This is a genomic window from Allobosea sp. RCC_152_1 (assembly GCF_041360765.1).
Taxonomy (GTDB): domain Bacteria; phylum Pseudomonadota; class Alphaproteobacteria; order Rhizobiales; family Beijerinckiaceae; genus Allobosea; species Allobosea spartocytisi.
This window is the reverse complement of the sequence record NZ_JBFUPU010000002.1, coordinates 624,276-643,513: the sequence shown is the minus strand read 5'-3', so window position 1 is coordinate 643,513 and position 19,238 is coordinate 624,276. Positions and strand designations below refer to the sequence as shown.

The window sequence follows — 19,238 nt, the reverse complement described above, 5'->3', positions numbered from 1 at the left end:
TCCATCGTCCTCAGCGGTTCGCCGGTTCCGTCACCAGAGCGACCCGCTTGAAGCCGGCGGCGGTGATGGTCGACATGACCGAAGCGACGCGGCCGTAATCGACCAGCTTGTCGGCGCGCACATAGATGCGCTCGTCGAAACCCTGCTTGGCGAGGCCCTGCAATTTGGTGACGAGGTCGGGCTCGAGCGTCGCCTCGTCCTGCAGGAAGATCTGGCCCTTGCCGTCGATGGCGATCGTGACCGGCTTCTGGTCGACATTGATCGGCTTCGCCCCGGTCTGCGGCAGGTCGAGCGGCACGCCGGTGGCGATCAGCGGCGCCGCGACCATGAAGATGATGAGCAACACCAGCATGACGTCGATGAACGGCGTCATGTTGATCTCGGCGATGGCGCGGTGGCGGCGCGAGCGGCGGCCCCGACGGCCCCCGCCCTGTTGCGCTCCGGCTGCGGACATTCCCATCGTTCAGCCCCTCACGCCGCCATGCGCTCGTCGATCTGCCGCGACAGGATCGCGGAGAACTCGTCGGCGAAGGCTTCGAGGCGCCCTTGCGCCTTGGCGACCTCGGATTGCAGCTTGTTGTAGGCCATCAGCGCGGGAATGGCGGCGAAGAGGCCGATGGCGGTGGCGAAGAGCGCCTCCGCGATGCCGGGCGCCACCACGGCGAGCGAGGAGTTCTTGGATACGGCGATGGCGGTGAAGGAGGTCATGATGCCCCAGACCGTGCCGAACAGGCCGATGAAGGGCGCGGCCGAGGCGATGGTCGAAAGCACGAGCAGCCCCGATTCCAGCCGCTCCGTTTCGCGCTGGATGGTGACGTCGAGCACCTTGTCGATGCGCTGGGGGAGGCTGGCGACCGAGCGCCCGCCATTCTCGAAGGAGCGCTTCCACTCCCGCATCGCCGCGACGAAGACGGCCGCCATGTCGGCGACGGGCTTGCTGGCGAGGTCGCGATAGAGCTCCTCGAGCGAGCGGCCAGACCAGAACACCTCCTCGAAGGCGTCCATATCCTTGCGGGTGCGCCGGTAGAGCAGCGTCTTGTCGATGATGATCGACCAGCACCAGATCGAGGCGCCGAGCAGGCCCATCATGACGAGCTTGACGACGATATGAGCGTGCCAGAACAGCGTCCAGAACGACATGTCGATCTGCGGCGCGGCCTGCGCGACGTCGGCGGGGTTCATCCTGTCATCCTTCCAACCCAGGCGGTGCGACCAGAAGCTTGGCCTAGAGGCTCACGGTCCTGATCCAAACCCCGCCGTTCGCGTCGCGGAAGACCCACGCCGCCGCCCTTTTCACGATCCGGGGAAATGCCGTACCCTGTCTTTCGCGCGCGAATCCGGCGAAAGATGGGCCGAACCGGGGTTTCCCACGAAACGCATGCTCCGGTTCGAGTTAAGCCCCCGGCAAGGTTAATGTCCGGTATACGGCAGGACAGGAAGCGACCCTGCGGGCCGGAAAGGCCTTTGCCATGATCGGCCCCGACGAGGCGGCTGGCGGTTCGACGAGGGAATCAGCGCGGGCGACCGAATATGCGCGCGAAAAGCCTCGTCAGCTCTCGAAGGCCAGATCGAGGCTGCCTAGGTTGCGCGCGCTTACCCGGCAGAGTCGCGACACGCCCTCCATGTCGATGACAAGGGCGACCCGATCGGGGATGGCCGCCGCGTCGATGACGCCGACGGATGCTTCGGTGCTCGACAGCGAGCGAATGGTGCAAGCCATCGCGCTGCGCATGAAATGCAGTCGGCCGGCCTGAAGAACCCGGCTTTTCGGGGCTTCGCGCCCGCCGGATTCAGCTTTGCGCAATCGCTTCTGCATCTCGAGCAGGTCGATGGCCAGGCCGGCGAGCTCCGCCAGCACGGCCGTGTCGCGCTCGCTGAAAACGCGGGGCTTCCTGTCCATGGCGCAGATCGAGCCGACCGCCTGGCCGGCAGGCGAACGTAACGGTATTCCGGCGTAAAAGCGGATATGCGGGGCGCCCCGAACGAACGGATTCTCGGAAAAGCGCTCGTCGGCCGCAGCATCCGGCACGACCAGCGGCCGGGTATGCTGGATCGTGACGTTGCAGAAGGCAGGCTCGCGTTCGGTTTCGCAGGCTTGCATGCCCTGCCGCGACTTGAACCATTGCCGATGGCCATCGATGAAGGTGATGGTCGACATCGGCACGTCGAAGATATCGGTCGCGAGGCGGGTCAGCCTGTCGAAGCTCTGCTCGGCCGGCGTATCGAGCACCTCGTAATCAGCCAGCGCATCCAGGCGCGCCTGCTCGCTCACGATATCCGTGCGCAGGTGAGGCGGGATGACTTTCATCGCGCAAGTTGTGCGGATAGCCGCTTAACGATTTCTTAAGGCGAGAGGGCCGTGCCGCGACGCTGTTTCCATGTCGAGCGAGCCATAAAAGGCCCGCCTCGACATGTCGGGGCGGGCCATGATGATCATTCAGCAATGACGCCTGCTGATCAGGCCGCGTCGGGCTGGGCCGGGGGATTGGCCGGCGGATTGTTGCGGCGGTCGTTCATGAACTGGTCGAACTCGGCCTTGTCGCGAGCCATGCGCAGGCGGCCCAGGAAATCGTGGAACTCGCGCTGCTCGTCCTCGAGCCGGCGCAGCGTCTCGGCCTTGTACTCGTCGAAGGCACGGTTGCCGCTCGAAGGCTCGCGGCCCCAGCCGCCGAAGCCGCCGCCGAAACCGCGGCCCTCACGGCCCGCCATGCGCTCGCGCATCCGGTCCATCTTGCCTTGCAGGCGGCTCATCCGATGTTCGTAACGGTCTCCGGCATATCCGCAACCCATGCGTCCACTCCCAAACAGAAAGGCCAGGGTCGCCAGACCCAGCGGCCACCACACGATGAAGCCGAGCACCGCGAAGGCGATCCAGGCTCCTCTTCCGTATTCGTCAAGCTTCGTGACGATCGGCATCTTTCTCCTCCGCTCATCGACGTGAATGTAAATCACATTCACATAGATGCTTGCGAGGGTCCGGCTTGTCAAGAATGGCCGGCGAAAAATCGTCAGACGGCGGGTGGGGGTGCGGTTTCCGGGCCGATACCCAGGCCCTGGAGATAGATCAGCATGCCCGCCTCGAGCAGCTCGGCGGCCGACATGGGCAGCGGCCGCCGGCCGCCATCGGCGCGGCCGAACAGGGCGGCGATGCCATGCGACATCGCCCATATGTGCAGCGCCATCATCAGCGCGGGCGGGCGCTTGTTCTGCGGCAGCCGGGCGATCAGCGCCTCGGCCGCCTGCCGCAGATTGGCGAAGGCGCGGTCGGCGGCGGCCCGCAATTCCGGGCTTGCATCGAGCGACACGCCGGCCTCGAACATGGCGGAATAATAGGCCGGCTCGTCATGGGCGAAAGCCAGATAGGCACGGCCGAGCCGGTGGAAGGCAGATTCGGGGTCGGGGCGACCCTGGTCCCAGGCGCGCGACAGCGACGCCTCGAAGGCCTGGAAGCCGCGCGCGGCCACATCGGCCAGCAACTCGTCGCGGTCACGGAAATGCCGATAGGGCGCGGCGGGGCTGACGCCGGCCATGCGCGCGGCCTCGGCGAAGGTGAAACCGTTCGGGCCTTTCTCCCCGATCAGCCCCAGCGCGGCCCGCACCAGCTCCTCCTTGAGGTTGCCGTGGTGATAGCCGCGGGGCGTTTCGGGTCTGTCGCGCTTCCAGCTCATGTTAAGAGCGCTAACATGCGGGTGGGCCTTACGTCGATGGTCATGCGCGGCAGCGTTAGTCGTCGAGCATCAGCCGCTTGCGCAAGCCGTCGGGAATGCGCCGTGCCCGGCCGCCGCCGATGCAGGCGACCATGACCTGCGCCCCGATCAGCACCTCCTCGCCGCGCAGCACGCGCTGCTCGAGATCCATGGTGGCGCCGCGCGCGGCGGTGCAGTGCGTCTCGACCGTCACCAGGTCGTCCATCACGGCGGGGCGCAGGAAGTCGATCGTCATCTTGCGGACGGCGAAGCCCAGCGCCGTCTCGCCGTCGAAGAGCTCGCGCTGCTCGATGCCGAGCGCGCGGATGAGCTCGGTGCGGCCACGCTCCATGAAGCGCAGATAGGACGCGTGATAGACCACGCCGGAGAAGTCGGTGTCCTCATAGTAGACGCGGATGTCGAGGCGATGGACCCTGCTCATGGTGCTCCGGAGGGGTATCGAACGGTTGCCGCTGCCATAGACCAATCGATACGGCTTCGGAAAGGCTGGAACTGCTCAGCCGGAGCGGCGTTACCCGTTGCGTGACCCATGGGAGGACAAGTGATGGCGCAATCCAGCAAGGCGACCGCGCGGCTGCTCGACAAGACCGAGCTCGATCTCGTCGCACGCACCCAGCGCGGTGCGATCGGTGCTCTTCCGGACGATGAATTGCGCGATCTCGCCGCCAAGCTGCGCGAGCGCCGCGACAAGGCGCGCGACGGTGCCCGCCGGCAGAAGCGCGAGATGCGCGGCAAGGCCGAGCCCAAAGGCGCGAAGCCGGCGAGCGACAACAGCGGCACCAAGGCCAAGGCCGACGCGCTGACCGCGGCGCTGAAGCGCGTCGGAGCCGAGCGTACGCGCCGGGCCGAGAAGGAAAAGGCTCCGAGCCAGCGCAGCCTCGCCCGCAAGGCGCTGGCACTGAAACAACGCCAGAGCGCGGCGCAACGTCCCGCCAGCCGCACGGCCGGCAAGGGCATGCGGCCGGTCGAAAACCCGAAGGCGGTCAAGTCCGGCGCGCTGAACGATGCCGGCGCCCGCCCGGCGATGATGCGCTCGAAGATCGCGCGTCAGTCGTAGCGGGGTGCCGATTTCCGACGGAGACGTGGCGTCATCCCGGACAAGCTGCGTAGCAGCGCAGATTCGGGATCCGTCGTAATGCTCCGGAGCCCTTTGATGGATCCCGAGGCAAGCCCGGGATGACCTGCAGTTCCGAGAATGGTCGGAACGCTCCAGCCATATCGAGCCCTGCAGACGCTCAGCGCTTGCAGGGCTTGTTCATGAAGGAGCCGCAGTCATAGGGCTGCGAGAGCTGCTCGCGGATCGAATAGTCCTTGCCTTCGAAGTGGTTGACGATGTCGTCGATGCGCCAGCCGCCGTCCTCCCTGATCATCTGGAATTGGACGGTCACGGGCTTGCCGAAGCTGCGGAAATTGGCCAGCACCGTTGCCTTTCCGGCCGCGACCGGGATCGTGTCGAAGTTCAGCTTCTTGATCTCGCCGTCCTGGCCGTTGAGGAAGGGGTCGGCGCCGATCTGGCCCATATCGCCGCTTTCCTCCTGATAGAGGTCGTCGCGCGCGAAGAGCGCGGCCAGGCTCTTGCTCATCAGCTTGTCGCGATGCGGCGGGCGCCAGGCCGGCGGCGGGGCCTTGCCCTTGGCGGCGAGCATCTTGATCGTGATGGCGTAGCCTTCTTCCACCGGCCCGCGCGGCACGTCGTCACCGGCGCGAGCCGAAACCGCCAGGACGGCGAACAGGCCGGTCAGGGCGAGCGCCAGCGCGACATTCCGAAGGATCTGCCTCACGCCTCGTCCTCGTCGTTTCCAAACAAGCCGAACTGCGCCGTCTCGCGCGAGGGCTCGGGCATACCGAGATGGCGGAAGGCGTGCGGCGTCAGCAGGCGCCCGCGCGGGGTGCGCTGGATGAAGCCCTGCTGGAGCAGGAAGGGCTCGATGATCTCCTCGATCGCGTCGCGCGGCTCGGAGAGCGAGGCGGCGATGGTCTCGATGCCGACCGGGCCGCCGCCGAAATTGATCGCGACGGTGGTGAGATAGCGCCGGTCCATCTGGTCGAGGCCGATCGCGTCGACGTCGAGCAGGGAGAGCGCCTTGTCGGCGACCTTGCGGGTAACGATCGGGTCGCCGTCGACGATGGCGAAATCGCGCACGCGGCGCAGCAGGCGCCCGGCGATGCGCGGCGTGCCGCGGGAGCGCTTGGCGATCTCGTTGGCGCCATCGTCGGACATCGGCACGCCGAGCACGCGGGCGCCGCGCGAGACGATGCCCTGCAATTCCTCGACGGTGTAGAACTGCAGGCGGATCGGGATGCCGAAGCGGTCGCGCAAAGGCGTCGTCAGCAGGCCGGCGCGGGTGGTGGCGCCGACGAGCGTGAATTTGGGCAGGTCGATCTTGACCGAGCGGGCGGCCGGGCCTTCGCCGATGATCAGGTCGAGCTGATAGTCCTCCATCGCCGGATAGAGGATTTCCTCGACCGCCGGGTTGAGGCGGTGGATCTCGTCGATGAAGAGCACGTCGCGCTCTTCGAGATTGGTGAGCTGGGCCGCGAGATCGCCGGCCTTGGCGATGACGGGGCCGGAGGTCGAGCGGAAATTGACGCCGAGCTCGCGCGCCACGATCTGCGCCAGCGTCGTCTTGCCGAGGCCGGGCGGGCCGACGAAGAGGACATGGTCGAGCGCGTCGCCACGCGTGCGGGCGGCGTTGATGAAGACCTGGAGATTGGCGCGCGCCGCTGCCTGGCCGGTGAAATCGGACAGCGAAAGCGGCCGCAGCGAGGTCTCGCTGTCGTCCTCGCGGCGTTCGGCCGTCATCAGCCCGGAGCGCTTGGGTTCGCTCACAGTGCGATCTCCAGCTCGATGGCGTCGTGGATCGGAATGTCCTTGTATCCCGTCTTGATGATGGTCGGCACGACGGAGCGATAGGCGTCGATCGCGTCGAGATAAAGCCCGGACAGCCGAAAGCCGCGCCGCTGATAGAAGACGAGGCCCGGCATGTTGTCGTTGGTCAGCATGGCCTTGAGCCGTTTCGCCCCCGCCGCTCTCGCGGCCGCGATCACCGCATCGAGCATCCGGATGGCGACGCCTTCGCCGGGTCTCAGCGAATGCAGGGCGCAGAGATAGGCCGTCTCGCCCCGGATCGTCCAGCTCGCCAGCGCGGCGGTGCGCCCGTTCGGCTCGTAGAGGCCGAGGGCGTCGATCTCGGCCACGTCATAGACGTGGAGGTCGATCATCATGCGGTGCGAGCCCCAGGCCACCATCATGATCTTGAGCAGTTCGCCCTTGTCGGTGACGACGCGCAGTTCGAGATCGTCCGGCTCGCCGGCCGGGCTCACTTCGCCAGCTCCTTCAAGCCGAGCTTGATGAGCTGGGCGGTGCCGGCGCCGTCCCCGGCCTCCTTCGCCGCCGCGGCGATCGCGGCGATGGCCTGGGCCTGCGGGTAGCCGAGATTGGCCAGCGCCGAGACGGCATCGGCCACGGGCTGGGGCAGCTTCCTGTCCTCGAGTGCGCCGGAGAGCTGGGCGAGACTCGGATCGACATGGCCGAAGGCCGGCGCCTTGTCCTTCAGCTCGGCGCAGAGGCGCTGCGCCAGCTTGGGGCCGACGCCCGGCGCGCGGGCGATGGCCGCCTTGTCATTGGTGGCGATGGCGGTGGCGAGGCCGCCGGGGTCGAGCGTCGAGAGGATGGCGAGCGCGACCTTGGCGCCGACCCCCTGCACCACTTGCATCAGCCGGAACCAGTCGCGCTCGACATCGGACATGAAGCCGTAGAGGCGGATCGCATCTTCGCGGACATGGGTCTCGATCGAGAGCACGGCCGCCTCGCCGGGCTTGGGAAGCCGCTGGAGCGTGCGCGAGGAGCATTGCACGACATAGCCGACGCCCTGCACGTCGATGATGACGTGATCCTCGCCATAGGAGTCGATCAGGCCCTTGAGCTTGCCGATCATCGTGTGGATTCCCTGGCCGTCATTCAGCCCGCCGCGCGCATCTGCGCGACCAGGGCCCTCATGCCGCGATGCTGGGCATGGCAGATCGCGACGGCCAGCGCATCCGCCGCGTCGGCGGAGCTGGTCTCGGCCTTGGGCAGCAGCACGCGGATCATCGCCTGGACTTGCTTCTTGTCGGCATGGCCGACGCCGACCACGGTCTTCTTGACGAGATTGGCGGCATATTCCGCCACGCTCAGCCCTGCCAGCGATGGCACCACCAATGCGATGCCGCGGGCCTGTCCGAGCTTCAGCGCCGATTGCGGGTCGCGGTTGACGAAGGTCTCCTCCACCGCCGCCTCATGCGGCTTGTGGGCGGCGATCACCTTGCCGATGCCTTCGTGAAGCTGCCGCAGCCGGTCGCCAAGCGGCAGCGCGCCATCGCTCTCGATACAGCCGCAGGCGACGAAGGAGAGCTTGCTGCCCTCCGAGATGACGATCCCCCAGCCGGTCTTCCGGAGGCCGGGATCGATGCCGAGGATGCGAATCGGAGGTGCCATGGTGCCTCAAACTAGCGGGTGTTTCGGATTTGTCCCATGCGATGCGCCGGCATGGATGAATTCTCCTCATCGGACACATCAGAAAGGACGATTTCCTTTTCCGGCCGGGCAAGGACATGGTGCAGTTCGTTTCCCTCCTCGCATTTCTCCCGTGATGTCCGGCCTACAAAACCTGTTCTTTCCGGCTCTCGCCGGCGATGGCGTCGTCGTTCTCCTCGCCGCCACATTGCTGGGGGGGCTGGTGCGCGGCTTCACCGGCTTCGGCTTCGCGATGGTGTTCATGCCGCTCGCCTCGGTGGTGCTGGGGCCGGTCGCGGCGCTGGGGCTGATCTGGTTCATTGACCTGCCCGTGGCCCTGCCGGTCGCTGCCCGGAGCGCGAAACAGGCCGAATGGCGGGAGATCGTGCCGCTGCTCGTGACCGCGACGCTCGCCTTGCCGGCCGGCGTCTGGCTGCTCACCTGGCTCGATCGCGAAACGATGCGCTGGGTGCTGGCGCTGCTGGTGCTGGCGGCCGTCGGGCTGATGGCCTCGGGCTGGCGCTATCACGGGCGGCCGACCGTCTCGCTCTCGCTCGGCGTCGGCGCGCTCTCCGGCTTGTGCAACGGCATGGCCTCGATCGGCGGGATGCCGCTCGCCGTGTTCTGGCTCGGCGCGCAGCGCAACGACCGCCACAAGACGCGTGCCAACCTGCAGACCTTTTTCGGGATCTCGACCTTCATCAGCGGCGCGGTGCTGTGGTGGAAGGGCATCCTCACCCTGCAGGCGCTGCTGACGGCGGTGCCGCTTTTCGCCGTCTACGCGATCGGCTTCTGGGGCGGCGTGCATGGCTTCCGCCTCGCCTCGGAGGCGAGCTTCCGGCGCGGCGCCTATCTGGTGATCTTCCTCAGCGCCCTGGTCAGCCTGCCGCTCTGGGATGCGATGATCGGGCGCTGAAGGGCGTCATGCTCGGGCTCGCCCCGAGCATCTCATCGACAGGGAGGCTCCAGAGCCTCCTTCGGCCCGGGATTCTCGGGTCTGCGCTTCGCTTCGCCCGAGAATGACGCCGTGAAGCGAGCCGGCTCCCCTCAGGCGCTGAGCTTGGCCATGATGTCGTCGGCGATCTCGAAATTGGCGAAGACGTTCTGGACGTCGTCGTCGTTGTCGAGGGCTTCCATCAATCGCATCATCGAGGCGGCCTTCTCCTCGTCGAGCGGGGCCGAGGTCGTCGGCCGCCAGACGGGCTTCGCGGAGGCAGGCGCGCCGAGCGCGGCTTCGAGGGCCTTCGAGACCTCGTTCAGGGCGTCGAAGGCGCAGAGGATGGTGTGGCCGTTCTCGTCGGAGATCACGTCGTCGGCGCCGGCCTCGATCGCCGCTTCCATCACGGTGTCGGCGTCGCCGGCCTCCGGCGGATAGCTGATCTCGCCGACGCGGTTGAACATGAAGGAGACGGAGTTGCTTTCGCCGAGCGCGCCGCCCGACTTGGTGAAGTAGGAGCGCACGGCGGAAGCCGTGCGGTTGCGGTTGTCGGTCAGCGCCTCGACGATGACGGCTGCGCCGCCCGGGCCGTAGCCCTCGTAGCGGACCTCGTCATAGTTATCGCCCTCGCCGCCGGCCGCCTTGTTGATGGCGCGCTGGATATTGTCCTTCGGCATGTTCTCGGCCCGGGCGGCGAGCACGGCCATGCGCAGGCGCGGGTTCATGTTGGGATCCGGCATGCCCATCTTGGCGGCGACGGTGATTTCGCGGGCCAGTTTCGAGAACAGCTTGGAACGCACCGCGTCCTGCTTGCCCTTGCGGTGCATGATGTTCTTGAACTGTGAATGGCCGGCCATGGGCTTCCGTTGCCTTCTGCGATTGATCCGTAACGCGCCTGGGCCGAGCGGCATTCCAGCCCAGCGATCCAGCAAAGCGGCCTTATAGGCGGCGGATTTGCCCGCAGGCAAGCGGGATGCGGCCCTGTCCGAGCCTCCCATTAGATGAATCTTTACCGTGCAAGCGCAGCATTCAGGGCAGTACCGACCCGCGCCCCGCTACCGCTCCCGCCATCCCGAGTGACACCTTGACCACCAAAACGATCGCCGGGCAGGAGCACCGTTTTCGCGCCTTCCAGATCTCGGAGCGCGACCTGGCGCTGCTGGCGGCGCTGGCGGGTTTCGCGCGCGCACGCCTGCCCTCGCTGCTGCCGCAACTGCACGAACAGTTCGCGCCCTGGCCCGAGATCGCCAAGGCGCTGAGCCAGCCGCAGGTTCACGAGCGACGGCTGGCACACTGGATCCGGTTGGCCTCGGGCGATTTCGGCGAAGGGTTCACGGAGTCGGCCCGCAGCCTGGCGACGGCTTTCCACGAGCATGGCGTCCCGATCTATGCGGTCGTCATCTGCCACGGCATCGTGGTCAACGCCCTGATCGCCGAACTCGGACTCGACCAGCGCAGATTGACGAGCCTGAGCGGGCGCTGGCGCCGTACGCGCCTCGATACCGGGATCGCCACGCGTGCGGCCCTGTCCAAGGCCGCCCAGTTCGACCTCGAGCTCCTCCTCGAGACCTATGCGCTGGTCGAGCAGGACCGCCGTGACGCCACGCGCCGGCAGATCGAAGCCTTCGAGGGCACGGTCCGCGACGTCGTGGGCGCCGTCGGCTCGGGCGCGGTGAAGGTCGAGAGCCTGGCCGCCACCATGGAGGCCGTCGTCGGCGAGACCAGCGCGCAGGCTTTCATGGCCGTGCGGACCGCGGACGACGCGTCGAGCAATGTCAGCAATGTCGCGGCGGCCACGAACGAGCTGTCGATCTCGCTCGACCACGTCGCGGCGGAGGTCGTCCGCGCCTCGGAACTGGCCCATGAGGCGGATGCGGCCGCGCAGCAGACGGATGCGATCGTCCAGAGCCTGTCGCGTTCGGCCAACACGATCGGCTCGGTCGTCGAGCTGATCCAGATGATCGCGAGCCAGACCAATCTGCTCGCCCTCAACGCCACGATCGAGGCGGCGCGCGCCGGCGAGGCCGGGCGCGGCTTCGCCGTCGTCGCGACGGAGGTGAAGCAGTTGTCGGCCCGGACGGCGCAGGCGACAGGCGAGATCGCCGCGCAGGTGCCGGCGATGCAGGCGGCGACGCGCGAGGCGGTCGCGGCGCTCGAACGCATCGTCGCTTTCGTCAGCCAGGTCAGCGGGATCGCGTCGGTCGTCGCCGCCAGCATCGACGAGCAGCGGGCTGCGACGCAGGAGATCGCCCGCAGCGCGCATCAGGCCGCGGTGGGCACGGAGGCGAATGCCGATGCGATCGGCAAGCTGAGCACGCGGGCGCAGGAGGCGGGCAATGCCGTCTCCGAGGTGCTGGGTGTCGCCGGCGCGCTCTCCCGGCACGCGGCCGGCATGAGCGAGGCCTTCGAGACCTTGATCCGGCAGTCCCGCGCCGTCGCTTCCGACCGGAAAGCGGAGCCGGCTTTCCGGAATCATAGGTTGCAATGACAAGCAGATAGATCGCCGCTCATGGGTCCGCTGGGACGCGCGGAGATCTAACCGAGCGAGCCTTGGCTCAGGCGGCCCAGCCGGGCAGGGCCTCGCTCAGATGCGGGCCGATGCGGACCGCCCAAGTGGCTTTGGCCAGCCCGGTCGCGTCGTCGATCTCGACGGCGATGCCCGAGAGCGTGCCTTCGCCGGTGGCCGGCTCCAGTCGCGCGCCCGGCACCTTCTGCAGGAAGCGGCGCACCGGCTCGTCCTTCTGCATGCCGAGCACGGAATCATAGTCGCCGCACATGCCGGCATCGGATTGATAGGCGGTTCCGGCCGGCAGGATGCGCGTGTCCGAGGTCGGAGCGTGGGTATGGGTACCCACCACGAGGCTGGCGCGGCCATCGAGGAAATAGGCCATGGCCTGTTTCTCGCTCGTCGCCTCGGCATGAACATCGACGATGACGGCATCCGCGACCTCGCCGAGCGGGCAAGCGGCAAGCTCGCGCTCGACGGCGGCGAAGGGGTCGTCCAGCGGGTCCATGAAGAGCCGGCCCATGACGTTGACGACGAGCACCCGGGCGCCGTTGCGGGCTTCGACGACCGTGGCGCCACGGCCGGGCGTGCCGGGCGGATAATTGGCCGGGCGGATCAGCCTGTCCTGCCTGTTGATGAAGACGAGGGCCTCGCGCTGGTCCCAGGAATGGTTGCCCAGCGTGATCACATCGGCGCCGGCGGCGAGGATCTCGTCGCAGATCGCCTCGGTGATGCCGAAGCCGCCGGCGGAATTCTCGCCGTTGATGACGACGCAGTCGAGCTTCCAGGCTTCGCGCAGGGCAGGCAGGCGCTCCTGCACCGCAATCCGGCCCGGGCGGCCGACGATGTCACCGAGGAAGAGAAGACGCATGAAACCGGTCCGCAGGCTGTTATGCTTCCTCCGTGGCCCGAAAGCCCGGCAGAATCAACCGCAGCGGATGGTTTCGCGCTCGGTCACGATCCAGTCGAGGCGCCGGTCATGCGGCTGGTCGGGCACGGCTTCGATCTCCTGCGCCGCATAGGCGATGCCGATGCTGACGGTCGGGCCGAGCTCGGCCAGCGCGCGATCGTAATAGCCCCGGCCGTAGCCGATGCGGTAGCCGCGCCGGTCGAAGGCGGCCAGCGGCACGATCAGGATGCGCGGCGCGATCTCGGGCTGCTGCGGGGACGGAACGAGTGTGCCGAAACCACCCGGAACGATCGGCTCATAGGGCGCCCATCGGCGGAAGATCATGCGCTCGGCGACGATCGCGGGCAGGCAGAGCGGCAGGCCGCGCCGGTGCAGCTCTTCCAGGACCGGGCGTGGATCGGCCTCCGAGCGCATCGGCCAATAGGCAGAAACCGGGCCGTCCGCATTCCAGAGCGGCAAAGCCAGCGTCCGTTCCGCGATGTCGGGGTCCCATTCGAGGCGGTCGTCGATCTCGAGCGCATCACGCCGGGCGAGCGCCGACGCGCGTAGCGCCGCCTTGACGGCGGAAGGCTGGGGAAGGGTCTCGGACGCCATGCTGGTCATAAAGGCTGCGGAGCCACCTCGGCCGTGGAGTTTTGAATCCCGGGACACCTACAGAAGTAGGTGGGCGCCGTGTGTCCGGATCCAGGGACCCGGTCAGGGACAGCTCCCTAGGGAGTCGTATGGGCCCGGGGAATGCTGTCTCGCACGCACCAGGCAGCCCCGCCCAACCAATGTAGGCAACGCGCCGGCAAAGCGCCAGAGGCGTTTTGCCGGCGCCAGCCGAATTTCGCAGGCGGCTCATGAAGTTGTTCATATTTTGGCCGTGGTGCGTGAGTGATATAAGAGATGCGCGACAGTTTCAGTTAAGGAACCGGTTTTTCAGATGCCTGGCTTTTCCCTTGCCCGCCTCCTCGCCCGTCCGGCATTGCCGGCGCTCGCGCTCGCTGCGGGGCTTTTCGGAGCGGCCCTGCCGGCTTCGGCGCAGGATGCCGCCGATCTGCTGGTGCGCACCACCCGGCTCGAAAACCAGCTCCGCCAGATGGCCGGACAGATCGAGCAGCTCCAGTTCGAGAACAAGCGCCTGAGCGACCAGCTCAGCCGCTTTCAGCAGGATGTCGATTTCCGCCTGAACGAAAAGGGCGGTGCGCGTCCCTCCGCCACGCCTCCCGCCGGCGGGACGCCGCAGCGCCAGCGCCGCGGCGATGCCTTCGACCCGACGACCCAGCAGGGCGCGGCCGGGGCCCCCCAACAGCTTGGCGGTGGCATCGCCGGCATCATCGAGGACGAGTATTCCGGAGGCCCGGCGACGGGCCAGCCGCTCGATCTGCAAGGCGTCGGGCGCCCGGTCCAGCAGGGCGGGGCGGCTCCGGGCGTCCCGCGCGGCCAGAGCGTCGCCGCAGCGAGCGGTCCGGCCACGGCCAAGGAGGCCTATGACGGCGCCTATGCGGCGTTCCAGCGCCGCGAATACGAGCAGGCCGAGATGGGCTTTCGCCAGTTCCTGCAGAGCTATCCGCGTGACCGGCTCGCCACCGACGCGACCTTCTGGCTCGGCGAGAGCTACATGCAGCGCCAGCGCTATCGCGAGGCGGCGGAGCAGTTCCTAAAGATTTCCAAGGAATCGCCGCGCGCCGGCAAGGCGCCTGACAGCCTGCTCAGGCTCGGCATGGCGCTGAACGGGCTCGGCGCCAAGGAGCAGGCCTGCGCCACCTATGCCAAGGTCGGCGTGGATTATCCGCAGGCTTCCAGTGCCGTGCGGCAGGCGGTCGAGCGCGAGCGCCGCCGTTCCGGCTGCGCTTGAGCGCGGTTCCCCCTCTCGATCCTTCGGCGACGCCGGTTTCGGCTGCCGAGGCCAGTGCCTTGTTCGAGCCTCTGGCAGATGAGCCGGGGCTGCTCGTCGCCGTTTCGGGCGGGCCCGATTCCGTCGCTGTGCTGGCGCTGCTGTCGGACTGGGCGAAGCTGCCGGGGCGTCCCTCGATCCACGCCGCGACGGTCGATCACGGCTTGCGGCCGGAGGCTGCGGCCGAGGCCGAGGCGGTCGCCTCGCTCTGCGGGCGGCTGGGCGTCGCACACAGAATCCTGCGCTGGGCCGGGCCGAAGCCCGCCAACGGCCTGCAGGCCGCCGCGCGGCAGGCTCGCTACGACCTCCTCGCGGAGGAAGCGCTGCGGCGCGGCAACGCGGCCATCGTCACGGCGCATACGCTCGACGACCAGGCCGAGACGCTGCTGATGCGGATCGCCCATGGTTCGGGGCCGGCGGGGCTCGTCGGCATGCGCCCGCGCAGCTTGCGAGGCGCGATCGCGATCGTCCGGCCGCTGCTGGGCCTCGCGAAATCGCGGTTGATCGCTACCGCCGAGGCACGGGGCCTGCCCTTCGTCCGCGATCCCAGCAATGCCGATTCGCGTTTCGAGCGGGTGCGCTGGCGCGAATTGGCGCCGTCGCTCGCGGAACACGGCCTCGATGCGGCGCGGCTCGGATTGCTTGCGGAGCGCATGGCCCGGCAGGAGGGCGCCCTGGCACGCCGGGCGGCGGATGTGCTGGCGCAGCGGCGGCTCCCGGTCACCGTGGGGGAGGAGCGGCGGCTCGGCTTCCGGCAGCTTGCCGAAGAGCCGGAGGAGATCGTCCTGCGCGTGCTGGCGCTTGCGCTGGCGGAAATGACGCAAGGCGTCGAGAGCTATGGGCGGCTGGAGCGGCTGGAGGCCTGCGCAGCGGCGCTGCTCGCCGCATCGCGTGCTGGGTCCGCCACAAAGCGGACGTTCTCCGGATGCATCCTGTCGCTCGACCGGAACGGCGTGCTGAGCTTGCGGCGGGAGGGGCCGCGCAGACGCGGTGTTCACCCTGCGACATCATAGTAACGTGGCGTCGTGCGTTTTGCGTGCGTTTCCCTTGGCAAGGACGCATGTCGCACCTAGATTGCCTGTTAAGTGAAACCAGGCCTTATCCGGTTGGTCCCGGCAGGCCCGATCGGACTGGTGATGAATCCGAATTTTCGCAATTTCGCCCTCTGGGTGGTGATCTTCCTGCTGGTCCTGGCGTTGGTGACGCTGTTCCAGAGTCCGAGCCAACGCTCGAACACCAACGAGATTCCCTACAGCCAACTGATCAACGAGTCCGATTCCGGGCGCATCTCGAGCGTCGTGGTCGCGGGCCAGGAAATCTCCGGCACCTTCTCGGATGGTCGCAACTTCGTGACCTATGCGCCCTATGGCGACCCGAACCTGCTGAAGACGCTGGCCCAGAAGGGCGTGACGGTTTCGGCCCGCGCTCCTTCCGAGGGCACGCCCTGGTTCATGGCGCTGCTGGTGAACTCGCTGCCCTTCGTCATCTTCATCGGCCTGTGGATCTTCATGTCCCGCCAGATGCAGAACGGCGCCGGCCGGGCGATGGGCTTCGGCAAGTCGAAGGCCAAGCTCCTGACCGAGGCCCATGGCCGCGTCACCTTCGAGGACGTTGCGGGTATCGACGAGGCCAAGGAAGACCTGCAGGAGATCGTCGAGTTCCTGCGCGATCCGCAGAAATTCCAGCGGCTGGGCGGGCGCATTCCGCGCGGCGTGCTGCTCGTCGGCCCTCCCGGTACGGGTAAGACGCTCACGGCGCGTGCCGTCGCGGGCGAGGCCAATGTGCCGTTCTTCACGATCTCGGGCTCCGACTTCGTCGAGATGTTCGTCGGCGTCGGCGCGAGCCGCGTGCGCGACATGTTCGAGCAGGCCAAGAAGAACGCCCCCTGCATCATCTTCATCGACGAAATCGACGCGGTCGGCCGCCATCGCGGTGCCGGCCTCGGCGGCGGCAATGACGAGCGCGAGCAGACGCTGAACCAGCTCCTTGTCGAGATGGACGGCTTCGAGCCGAACGAAGGCGTCATCATCATCGCCGCGACCAACCGTCCCGACGTGCTCGATCCCGCCCTGCTGCGTCCGGGCCGTTTCGACCGCCAGATCGTCGTGCCGAACCCCGATGTCGCCGGCCGCGAGAAAATCCTGCGCGTCCATGTCCGCAAGGTGCCGATGGCGCCGGATGTCGACCTCAAGATCCTCGCCCGCGGCACCCCCGGCTTCTCCGGCGCGGATCTGATGAACCTCGTCAACGAGGCGGCGCTGCTGGCGGCCCGTCGCGGCAAGCGCATGGTCACCCATGCCGAGTTCGAGGATGCCAAGGACAAGGTCATGATGGGCGCCGAGCGCAAATCCATGGCCATGTCCGAGGAGGAGAAGAAGCTGACCGCCTATCACGAGGCCGGCCATGCCATCGTCGGCCTCTACGTCCCGGCTGGCATCCCCGTGCACAAGGCGACGATCATCCCGCGCGGACGTGCGCTCGGCATGGTCAAGTTCCTGCCGGAGGGTGATCGCTACTCGATGAAGTTCAAGGAGTTCACCTCGCAGCTCGCGGTCGCCATGGGCGGGCGCGTGGCGGAGGAGATGACCTTCGGCCGCGAGAACGTCACCTCGGGCGCCACCGGCGACATCCAGCAGGCGACCAAGATGGCCAAGGCCATGGTCACGCAGATGGGCTATTCGGACGAGCTCGGCATGGTCGCCTATGGCGACAATCAGGAAGAGGTCTTCCTCGGCATGTCGATGGGCCGCAGCCAGGCGGTCTCCGAGGCGACCGCCCAGAAGATCGACGCCGAGGTCAAGCGCCTCGTCGACAACGGCTACCAGGACGCCAAGGCCATCCTCACCGAGCACCATGACGAGTTCGTCTCGGTGGCCGAGGCGCTGCTCGAATTCGAGACGCTGACGGGCGAGGAAATTCGCGACCTGATCGCCGGTAAGCGCCCGGTGCGCGACGCCGACGACACGCCGCACGCCCCGCGCGGCTCGGCCGTGCCGAGCGCCGGCAAGGGCCGCAAGCGCGGCGAACCCGATGCCGGGCTGGAGCCGCAACCGCAGGCGTGAGGCGGTTCGACTGAAATGAAAAAGGCGGCCTTCGGGCCGCCTTTTTCATGTGTGGTGGGAGATCGCCTCCATTCCGCTTCCGCGCCGTCATCCCGGACAAGCCGCCCATGGCGGCGCCGATCCGGGATCCATGCCAGAGCGCATTTCGGAAACATGCCGGCACGGATCCCGGGTCTCCGCTTCGCTGCGCCCGGGAGGGCAGGGCCTGAATGATGAGAGCGGGGCTATGCGGGGCCGCGTCCCTGTCACGCTCCGTCATATTTTGTGAGAAGGCGGAAAGGTTTTTTGGCTATAGAAGAACGCAAATTCAGGGCGCTGGCGCCCTCTCGGAAGCGATTGGCAATGACGCGCAAATATTTCGGAACGGACGGCATTCGTGGGCGGGCGAACGGCGTCATCACGCCCGACCTCGCCCTGAGGGTCGGGCAGGCCACCGGCCTCGCCTTCCGCCGCGGCGAGCACCGCCACCGGGTGGTGATCGGCAAGGATACCCGCCTGTCGGGCTATATGATCGAATATGCCATGGTGGCCGGCTTCACCGCGGTCGGCATGGACGTCATGCTGCTCGGCCCGATGCCGACGCCGGCCGTCGCCATGCTGACGCGCTCGATGCGTGCCGATCTCGGCGTGATGATCTCGGCCTCGCACAACGCCTATGAGGATAACGGCATCAAGCTGTTCGGGCCCGACGGCTACAAGCTCAACGACGATGTCGAACGCGAGATCGAGGCGCTGATCGACGCCGATCTCGGCCCGCGCCTGGCGACTTCGCCGATGCTCGGCCGGGCCAAGCGCATCGACAGCGCCGATGCGCGCTATGTCGAATTCGCCAAGCGGACGCTGCCGCGCAATCTGAGCCTGGAAGGCCTGCGCATCGTGCTCGATTGCGCCAATGGCGCCGCCTACAAGGTGGCGCCGCAGGCGCTCTGGGAGCTGGGTGCGGAGGTCATCACCATCGGCGTCGAACCCGACGGCTTCAATATCAACCGGGAGATCGGCTCGACCCATCCGTCCACCCTGGTCAGCAAGGTCAAGGAGATGCGCGCCGATGTCGGCATCGCGCTCGACGGCGACGCCGACCGCGTGCTGGTGGTGGACGAGCATGGCCAGGTCGTCGACGGCGACCAGCTCATGGCGGTGATCGCGCGCTCCTGGCTGGAGGATGGCCGGCTCTCGGCACCGGGCATCGTCGCGACGGTGATGTCCAATCTCGGCCTGGAGCGCTATCTGGCGGGCTTGGGCCTGTCGCTGGCGCGTACCGCGGTCGGCGACCGCTATGTGCTGGAGCATATGCGCAATCACGGCTTCAACCTCGGCGGCGAGCAGTCCGGCCATATCATCCTCTCGGATTTCGGCACGACCGGGGACGGGCTGGTCGCAGCGCTGCAACTGCTCGCGGTGGTGAAGCGGATGGACAAGCCGGTCTCGGAGGTCTGCCACTGCTTCGAGCCGCTGCCGCAGATCCTCAAGAACGTGCGCTACAAGACCGGCAAGCCGCTGGAGCAGCAGGCGGTGATGAGCGCCATCGAGGCGGCGAAGCAGTTGCTTGGCGAAAGCGGCCGCCTGGTGATCCGGCCCTCCGGCACCGAGCCGGTGATCCGTGTCATGGCCGAGGGCGACGACCGCGATCTGGTCGAGCGCGCGGTCGACGATGTCGTCGATGCGGTGACGAAGGCCGCGGCCTGAGAAGAGCGCGCGTCATGCTCGGGCTTGATCCGAGCATCTCCTGCCGAAGGAGGCTC

The 19,238-nt window shown here is 67.5% G+C and carries 21 protein-coding genes and 1 other RNA gene; 7 read left to right on the top strand and 15 right to left on the bottom strand.

The annotated features are described in order from the left end of the window. Positions 1–10 precede the first annotated feature (10 nt). The 6 genes from AB6806_RS09480 to ybgC all read right to left on the bottom strand — a co-directional run bounded on the left by AB6806_RS09480 (position 11) and on the right by ybgC (position 4,128). Entirely contained in the window at positions 11–460 is a 450-nt protein-coding gene (locus tag AB6806_RS09480) for an ExbD/TolR family protein (protein WP_038359644.1), read from the bottom strand. An 11-nt stretch (positions 461–471) separates the two neighbouring features. Beyond that, positions 472–1,182 (bottom strand): protein TolQ, encoded by a 711-nt coding sequence (gene tolQ / locus AB6806_RS09475; RefSeq protein WP_038359641.1) that lies wholly within the window; start codon positions 1,180–1,182, stop codon positions 472–474. A gap of 367 nt (positions 1,183–1,549) precedes the next feature. Then, entirely contained in the window at positions 1,550–2,272 is a 723-nt protein-coding gene (locus AB6806_RS09470) for a GAF domain-containing protein (RefSeq protein WP_370954513.1), read from the bottom strand. Between the two features lie 185 nt (positions 2,273–2,457). After that, positions 2,458–2,916, bottom strand: a complete 459-nt coding sequence (locus AB6806_RS09465) for a DUF2852 domain-containing protein (protein WP_038359637.1) — start codon at positions 2,914–2,916, stop codon at positions 2,458–2,460. A gap of 92 nt (positions 2,917–3,008) precedes the next feature. After that, entirely contained in the window at positions 3,009–3,668 is a 660-nt protein-coding gene (locus tag AB6806_RS09460) for a TetR/AcrR family transcriptional regulator (protein ID WP_038359635.1), read from the bottom strand. A 55-nt stretch (positions 3,669–3,723) separates the two neighbouring features. Further along, positions 3,724–4,128 (bottom strand): tol-pal system-associated acyl-CoA thioesterase, encoded by a 405-nt coding sequence (gene ybgC, locus AB6806_RS09455; RefSeq protein WP_370954512.1) that lies wholly within the window; start codon positions 4,126–4,128, stop codon positions 3,724–3,726. Positions 4,129–4,251: 123 nt separating this feature from the next. Here ybgC and AB6806_RS09450 point away from each other — a divergent pair, with 123 nt between their 5' ends. Next, on the top strand, positions 4,252–4,764 hold the full coding sequence (locus AB6806_RS09450; RefSeq protein WP_038359630.1) for a hypothetical protein: 513 nt from the start codon (positions 4,252–4,254) through the stop codon (positions 4,762–4,764). 178 nt (positions 4,765–4,942) lie between these two features. On the opposite strand, the gene AB6806_RS09445 is transcribed toward AB6806_RS09450, so the two are convergent. Genes AB6806_RS09445 through ruvC form a run of 5 tightly spaced genes read right to left on the bottom strand, consistent with a single transcriptional unit; the run spans position 4,943 to position 8,184 of the window. After that, positions 4,943–5,488, bottom strand: coding sequence for a DUF3828 domain-containing protein (locus AB6806_RS09445; protein ID WP_142021949.1), 546 nt, complete (start codon positions 5,486–5,488; stop codon positions 4,943–4,945). Next, a complete protein-coding gene (ruvB, locus tag AB6806_RS09440) occupies positions 5,485–6,510 on the bottom strand; it encodes a Holliday junction branch migration DNA helicase RuvB (RefSeq protein ID WP_051987631.1) in 1,026 nt (341 codons plus the stop codon). The genes AB6806_RS09445 and ruvB overlap by 4 nt, the downstream gene beginning before the upstream one ends. Positions 6,511–6,533: 23 nt before the next feature. Beyond that, positions 6,534–7,031, bottom strand: coding sequence for a hypothetical protein (locus AB6806_RS09435; RefSeq protein ID WP_051987577.1), 498 nt, complete (start codon positions 7,029–7,031; stop codon positions 6,534–6,536). Beyond that, positions 7,028–7,645, bottom strand: coding sequence for a Holliday junction branch migration protein RuvA (gene ruvA / locus AB6806_RS09430; protein WP_038359624.1), 618 nt, complete (start codon positions 7,643–7,645; stop codon positions 7,028–7,030). The genes AB6806_RS09435 and ruvA overlap by 4 nt, the downstream gene beginning before the upstream one ends. Positions 7,646–7,668: 23 nt before the next feature. Continuing rightward, entirely contained in the window at positions 7,669–8,184 is a 516-nt protein-coding gene (gene ruvC / locus AB6806_RS09425; RefSeq protein WP_112764481.1) for a crossover junction endodeoxyribonuclease RuvC, read from the bottom strand. A 154-nt stretch (positions 8,185–8,338) separates the two neighbouring features. Here ruvC and AB6806_RS09420 point away from each other — a divergent pair, with 154 nt between their 5' ends. Continuing rightward, positions 8,339–9,118 carry a sulfite exporter TauE/SafE family protein gene (locus tag AB6806_RS09420; protein ID WP_038359620.1) on the top strand — a complete coding sequence of 260 codons (780 nt, stop codon included), beginning with the start codon at positions 8,339–8,341 and terminating at the stop codon, positions 9,116–9,118. Between the two features lie 131 nt (positions 9,119–9,249). Here the strand turns inward: AB6806_RS09420 and AB6806_RS09415 are convergent, their stop codons facing one another. Beyond that, positions 9,250–9,996 (bottom strand): YebC/PmpR family DNA-binding transcriptional regulator, encoded by a 747-nt coding sequence (locus AB6806_RS09415; protein WP_038359618.1) that lies wholly within the window; start codon positions 9,994–9,996, stop codon positions 9,250–9,252. Between the two features lie 227 nt (positions 9,997–10,223). Here AB6806_RS09415 and AB6806_RS09410 point away from each other — a divergent pair, with 227 nt between their 5' ends. Continuing rightward, on the top strand, positions 10,224–11,627 hold the full coding sequence (locus tag AB6806_RS09410; RefSeq protein ID WP_185747948.1) for a methyl-accepting chemotaxis protein: 1,404 nt from the start codon (positions 10,224–10,226) through the stop codon (positions 11,625–11,627). A gap of 67 nt (positions 11,628–11,694) precedes the next feature. On the opposite strand, the gene AB6806_RS09405 is transcribed toward AB6806_RS09410, so the two are convergent. The 3 genes from AB6806_RS09405 to ssrS form a co-directional block, all read right to left on the bottom strand. Further along, positions 11,695–12,516: a TIGR00282 family metallophosphoesterase gene (locus AB6806_RS09405; protein ID WP_038359615.1), complete on the bottom strand. Its 822-nt coding sequence runs from the start codon at positions 12,514–12,516 to the stop codon at positions 11,695–11,697. Positions 12,517–12,570: 54 nt separating this feature from the next. Then, positions 12,571–13,158: a 5-formyltetrahydrofolate cyclo-ligase gene (locus AB6806_RS09400; RefSeq protein WP_370954511.1), complete on the bottom strand. Its 588-nt coding sequence runs from the start codon at positions 13,156–13,158 to the stop codon at positions 12,571–12,573. A gap of 6 nt (positions 13,159–13,164) precedes the next feature. Continuing rightward, a non-coding RNA gene (gene ssrS, locus AB6806_RS09395) (6S RNA) lies at positions 13,165–13,321 on the bottom strand. Between the two features lie 159 nt (positions 13,322–13,480). On the opposite strand from ssrS, the gene ybgF reads away from it, so the two are divergent. From ybgF to glmM, 4 genes are all read left to right on the top strand, one after another. Beyond that, entirely contained in the window at positions 13,481–14,395 is a 915-nt protein-coding gene (gene ybgF / locus AB6806_RS09390; protein WP_051987575.1) for a tol-pal system protein YbgF, read from the top strand. 59 nt (positions 14,396–14,454) lie between these two features. Beyond that, positions 14,455–15,447, top strand: a complete 993-nt coding sequence (gene tilS / locus AB6806_RS09385; RefSeq protein WP_370954510.1) for a tRNA lysidine(34) synthetase TilS — start codon at positions 14,455–14,457, stop codon at positions 15,445–15,447. 123 nt (positions 15,448–15,570) lie between these two features. Further along, positions 15,571–17,496, top strand: coding sequence for an ATP-dependent zinc metalloprotease FtsH (gene ftsH, locus AB6806_RS09380; protein WP_038360327.1), 1,926 nt, complete (start codon positions 15,571–15,573; stop codon positions 17,494–17,496). A 342-nt stretch (positions 17,497–17,838) separates the two neighbouring features. After that, positions 17,839–19,182, top strand: coding sequence for a phosphoglucosamine mutase (glmM, locus tag AB6806_RS09375; protein ID WP_038359611.1), 1,344 nt, complete (start codon positions 17,839–17,841; stop codon positions 19,180–19,182). Positions 19,183–19,238 lie beyond the last annotated feature (56 nt).

What these genes read in the sequence shown, in the direction of transcription:
- AB6806_RS09480 (WP_038359644.1), bottom strand. Translation starts at nt 460, where the DNA reads ATGGGAATGTCCGCAGCCGGAGCGCAACAGGGCGGGGGCCGTCGGGGC.
- tolQ (WP_038359641.1), bottom strand. Translation starts at nt 1,182, where the DNA reads ATGAACCCCGCCGACGTCGCGCAGGCCGCGCCGCAGATCGACATGTCG.
- AB6806_RS09465 (WP_038359637.1), bottom strand. Translation starts at nt 2,916, where the DNA reads ATGCCGATCGTCACGAAGCTTGACGAATACGGAAGAGGAGCCTGGATC.
- AB6806_RS09460 (WP_038359635.1), bottom strand. Translation starts at nt 3,668, where the DNA reads ATGAGCTGGAAGCGCGACAGACCCGAAACGCCCCGCGGCTATCACCAC.
- ybgC (WP_370954512.1), bottom strand. Translation starts at nt 4,128, where the DNA reads ATGAGCAGGGTCCATCGCCTCGACATCCGCGTCTACTATGAGGACACC.
- AB6806_RS09450 (WP_038359630.1), top strand. Translation starts at nt 4,252, where the DNA reads ATGGCGCAATCCAGCAAGGCGACCGCGCGGCTGCTCGACAAGACCGAG.
- ruvB (WP_051987631.1), bottom strand. Translation starts at nt 6,510, where the DNA reads ATGACGGCCGAACGCCGCGAGGACGACAGCGAGACCTCGCTGCGGCCG.
- ruvA (WP_038359624.1), bottom strand. Translation starts at nt 7,645, where the DNA reads ATGATCGGCAAGCTCAAGGGCCTGATCGACTCCTATGGCGAGGATCAC.
- ruvC (WP_112764481.1), bottom strand. Translation starts at nt 8,184, where the DNA reads ATGGCACCTCCGATTCGCATCCTCGGCATCGATCCCGGCCTCCGGAAG.
- AB6806_RS09420 (WP_038359620.1), top strand. Translation starts at nt 8,339, where the DNA reads ATGTCCGGCCTACAAAACCTGTTCTTTCCGGCTCTCGCCGGCGATGGC.
- AB6806_RS09415 (WP_038359618.1), bottom strand. Translation starts at nt 9,996, where the DNA reads ATGGCCGGCCATTCACAGTTCAAGAACATCATGCACCGCAAGGGCAAG.
- AB6806_RS09405 (WP_038359615.1), bottom strand. Translation starts at nt 12,516, where the DNA reads ATGCGTCTTCTCTTCCTCGGTGACATCGTCGGCCGCCCGGGCCGGATT.
- AB6806_RS09400 (WP_370954511.1), bottom strand. Translation starts at nt 13,158, where the DNA reads ATGACCAGCATGGCGTCCGAGACCCTTCCCCAGCCTTCCGCCGTCAAG.
- ybgF (WP_051987575.1), top strand. Translation starts at nt 13,481, where the DNA reads ATGCCTGGCTTTTCCCTTGCCCGCCTCCTCGCCCGTCCGGCATTGCCG.
- ftsH (WP_038360327.1), top strand. Translation starts at nt 15,571, where the DNA reads ATGAATCCGAATTTTCGCAATTTCGCCCTCTGGGTGGTGATCTTCCTG.
- glmM (WP_038359611.1), top strand. Translation starts at nt 17,839, where the DNA reads ATGACGCGCAAATATTTCGGAACGGACGGCATTCGTGGGCGGGCGAAC.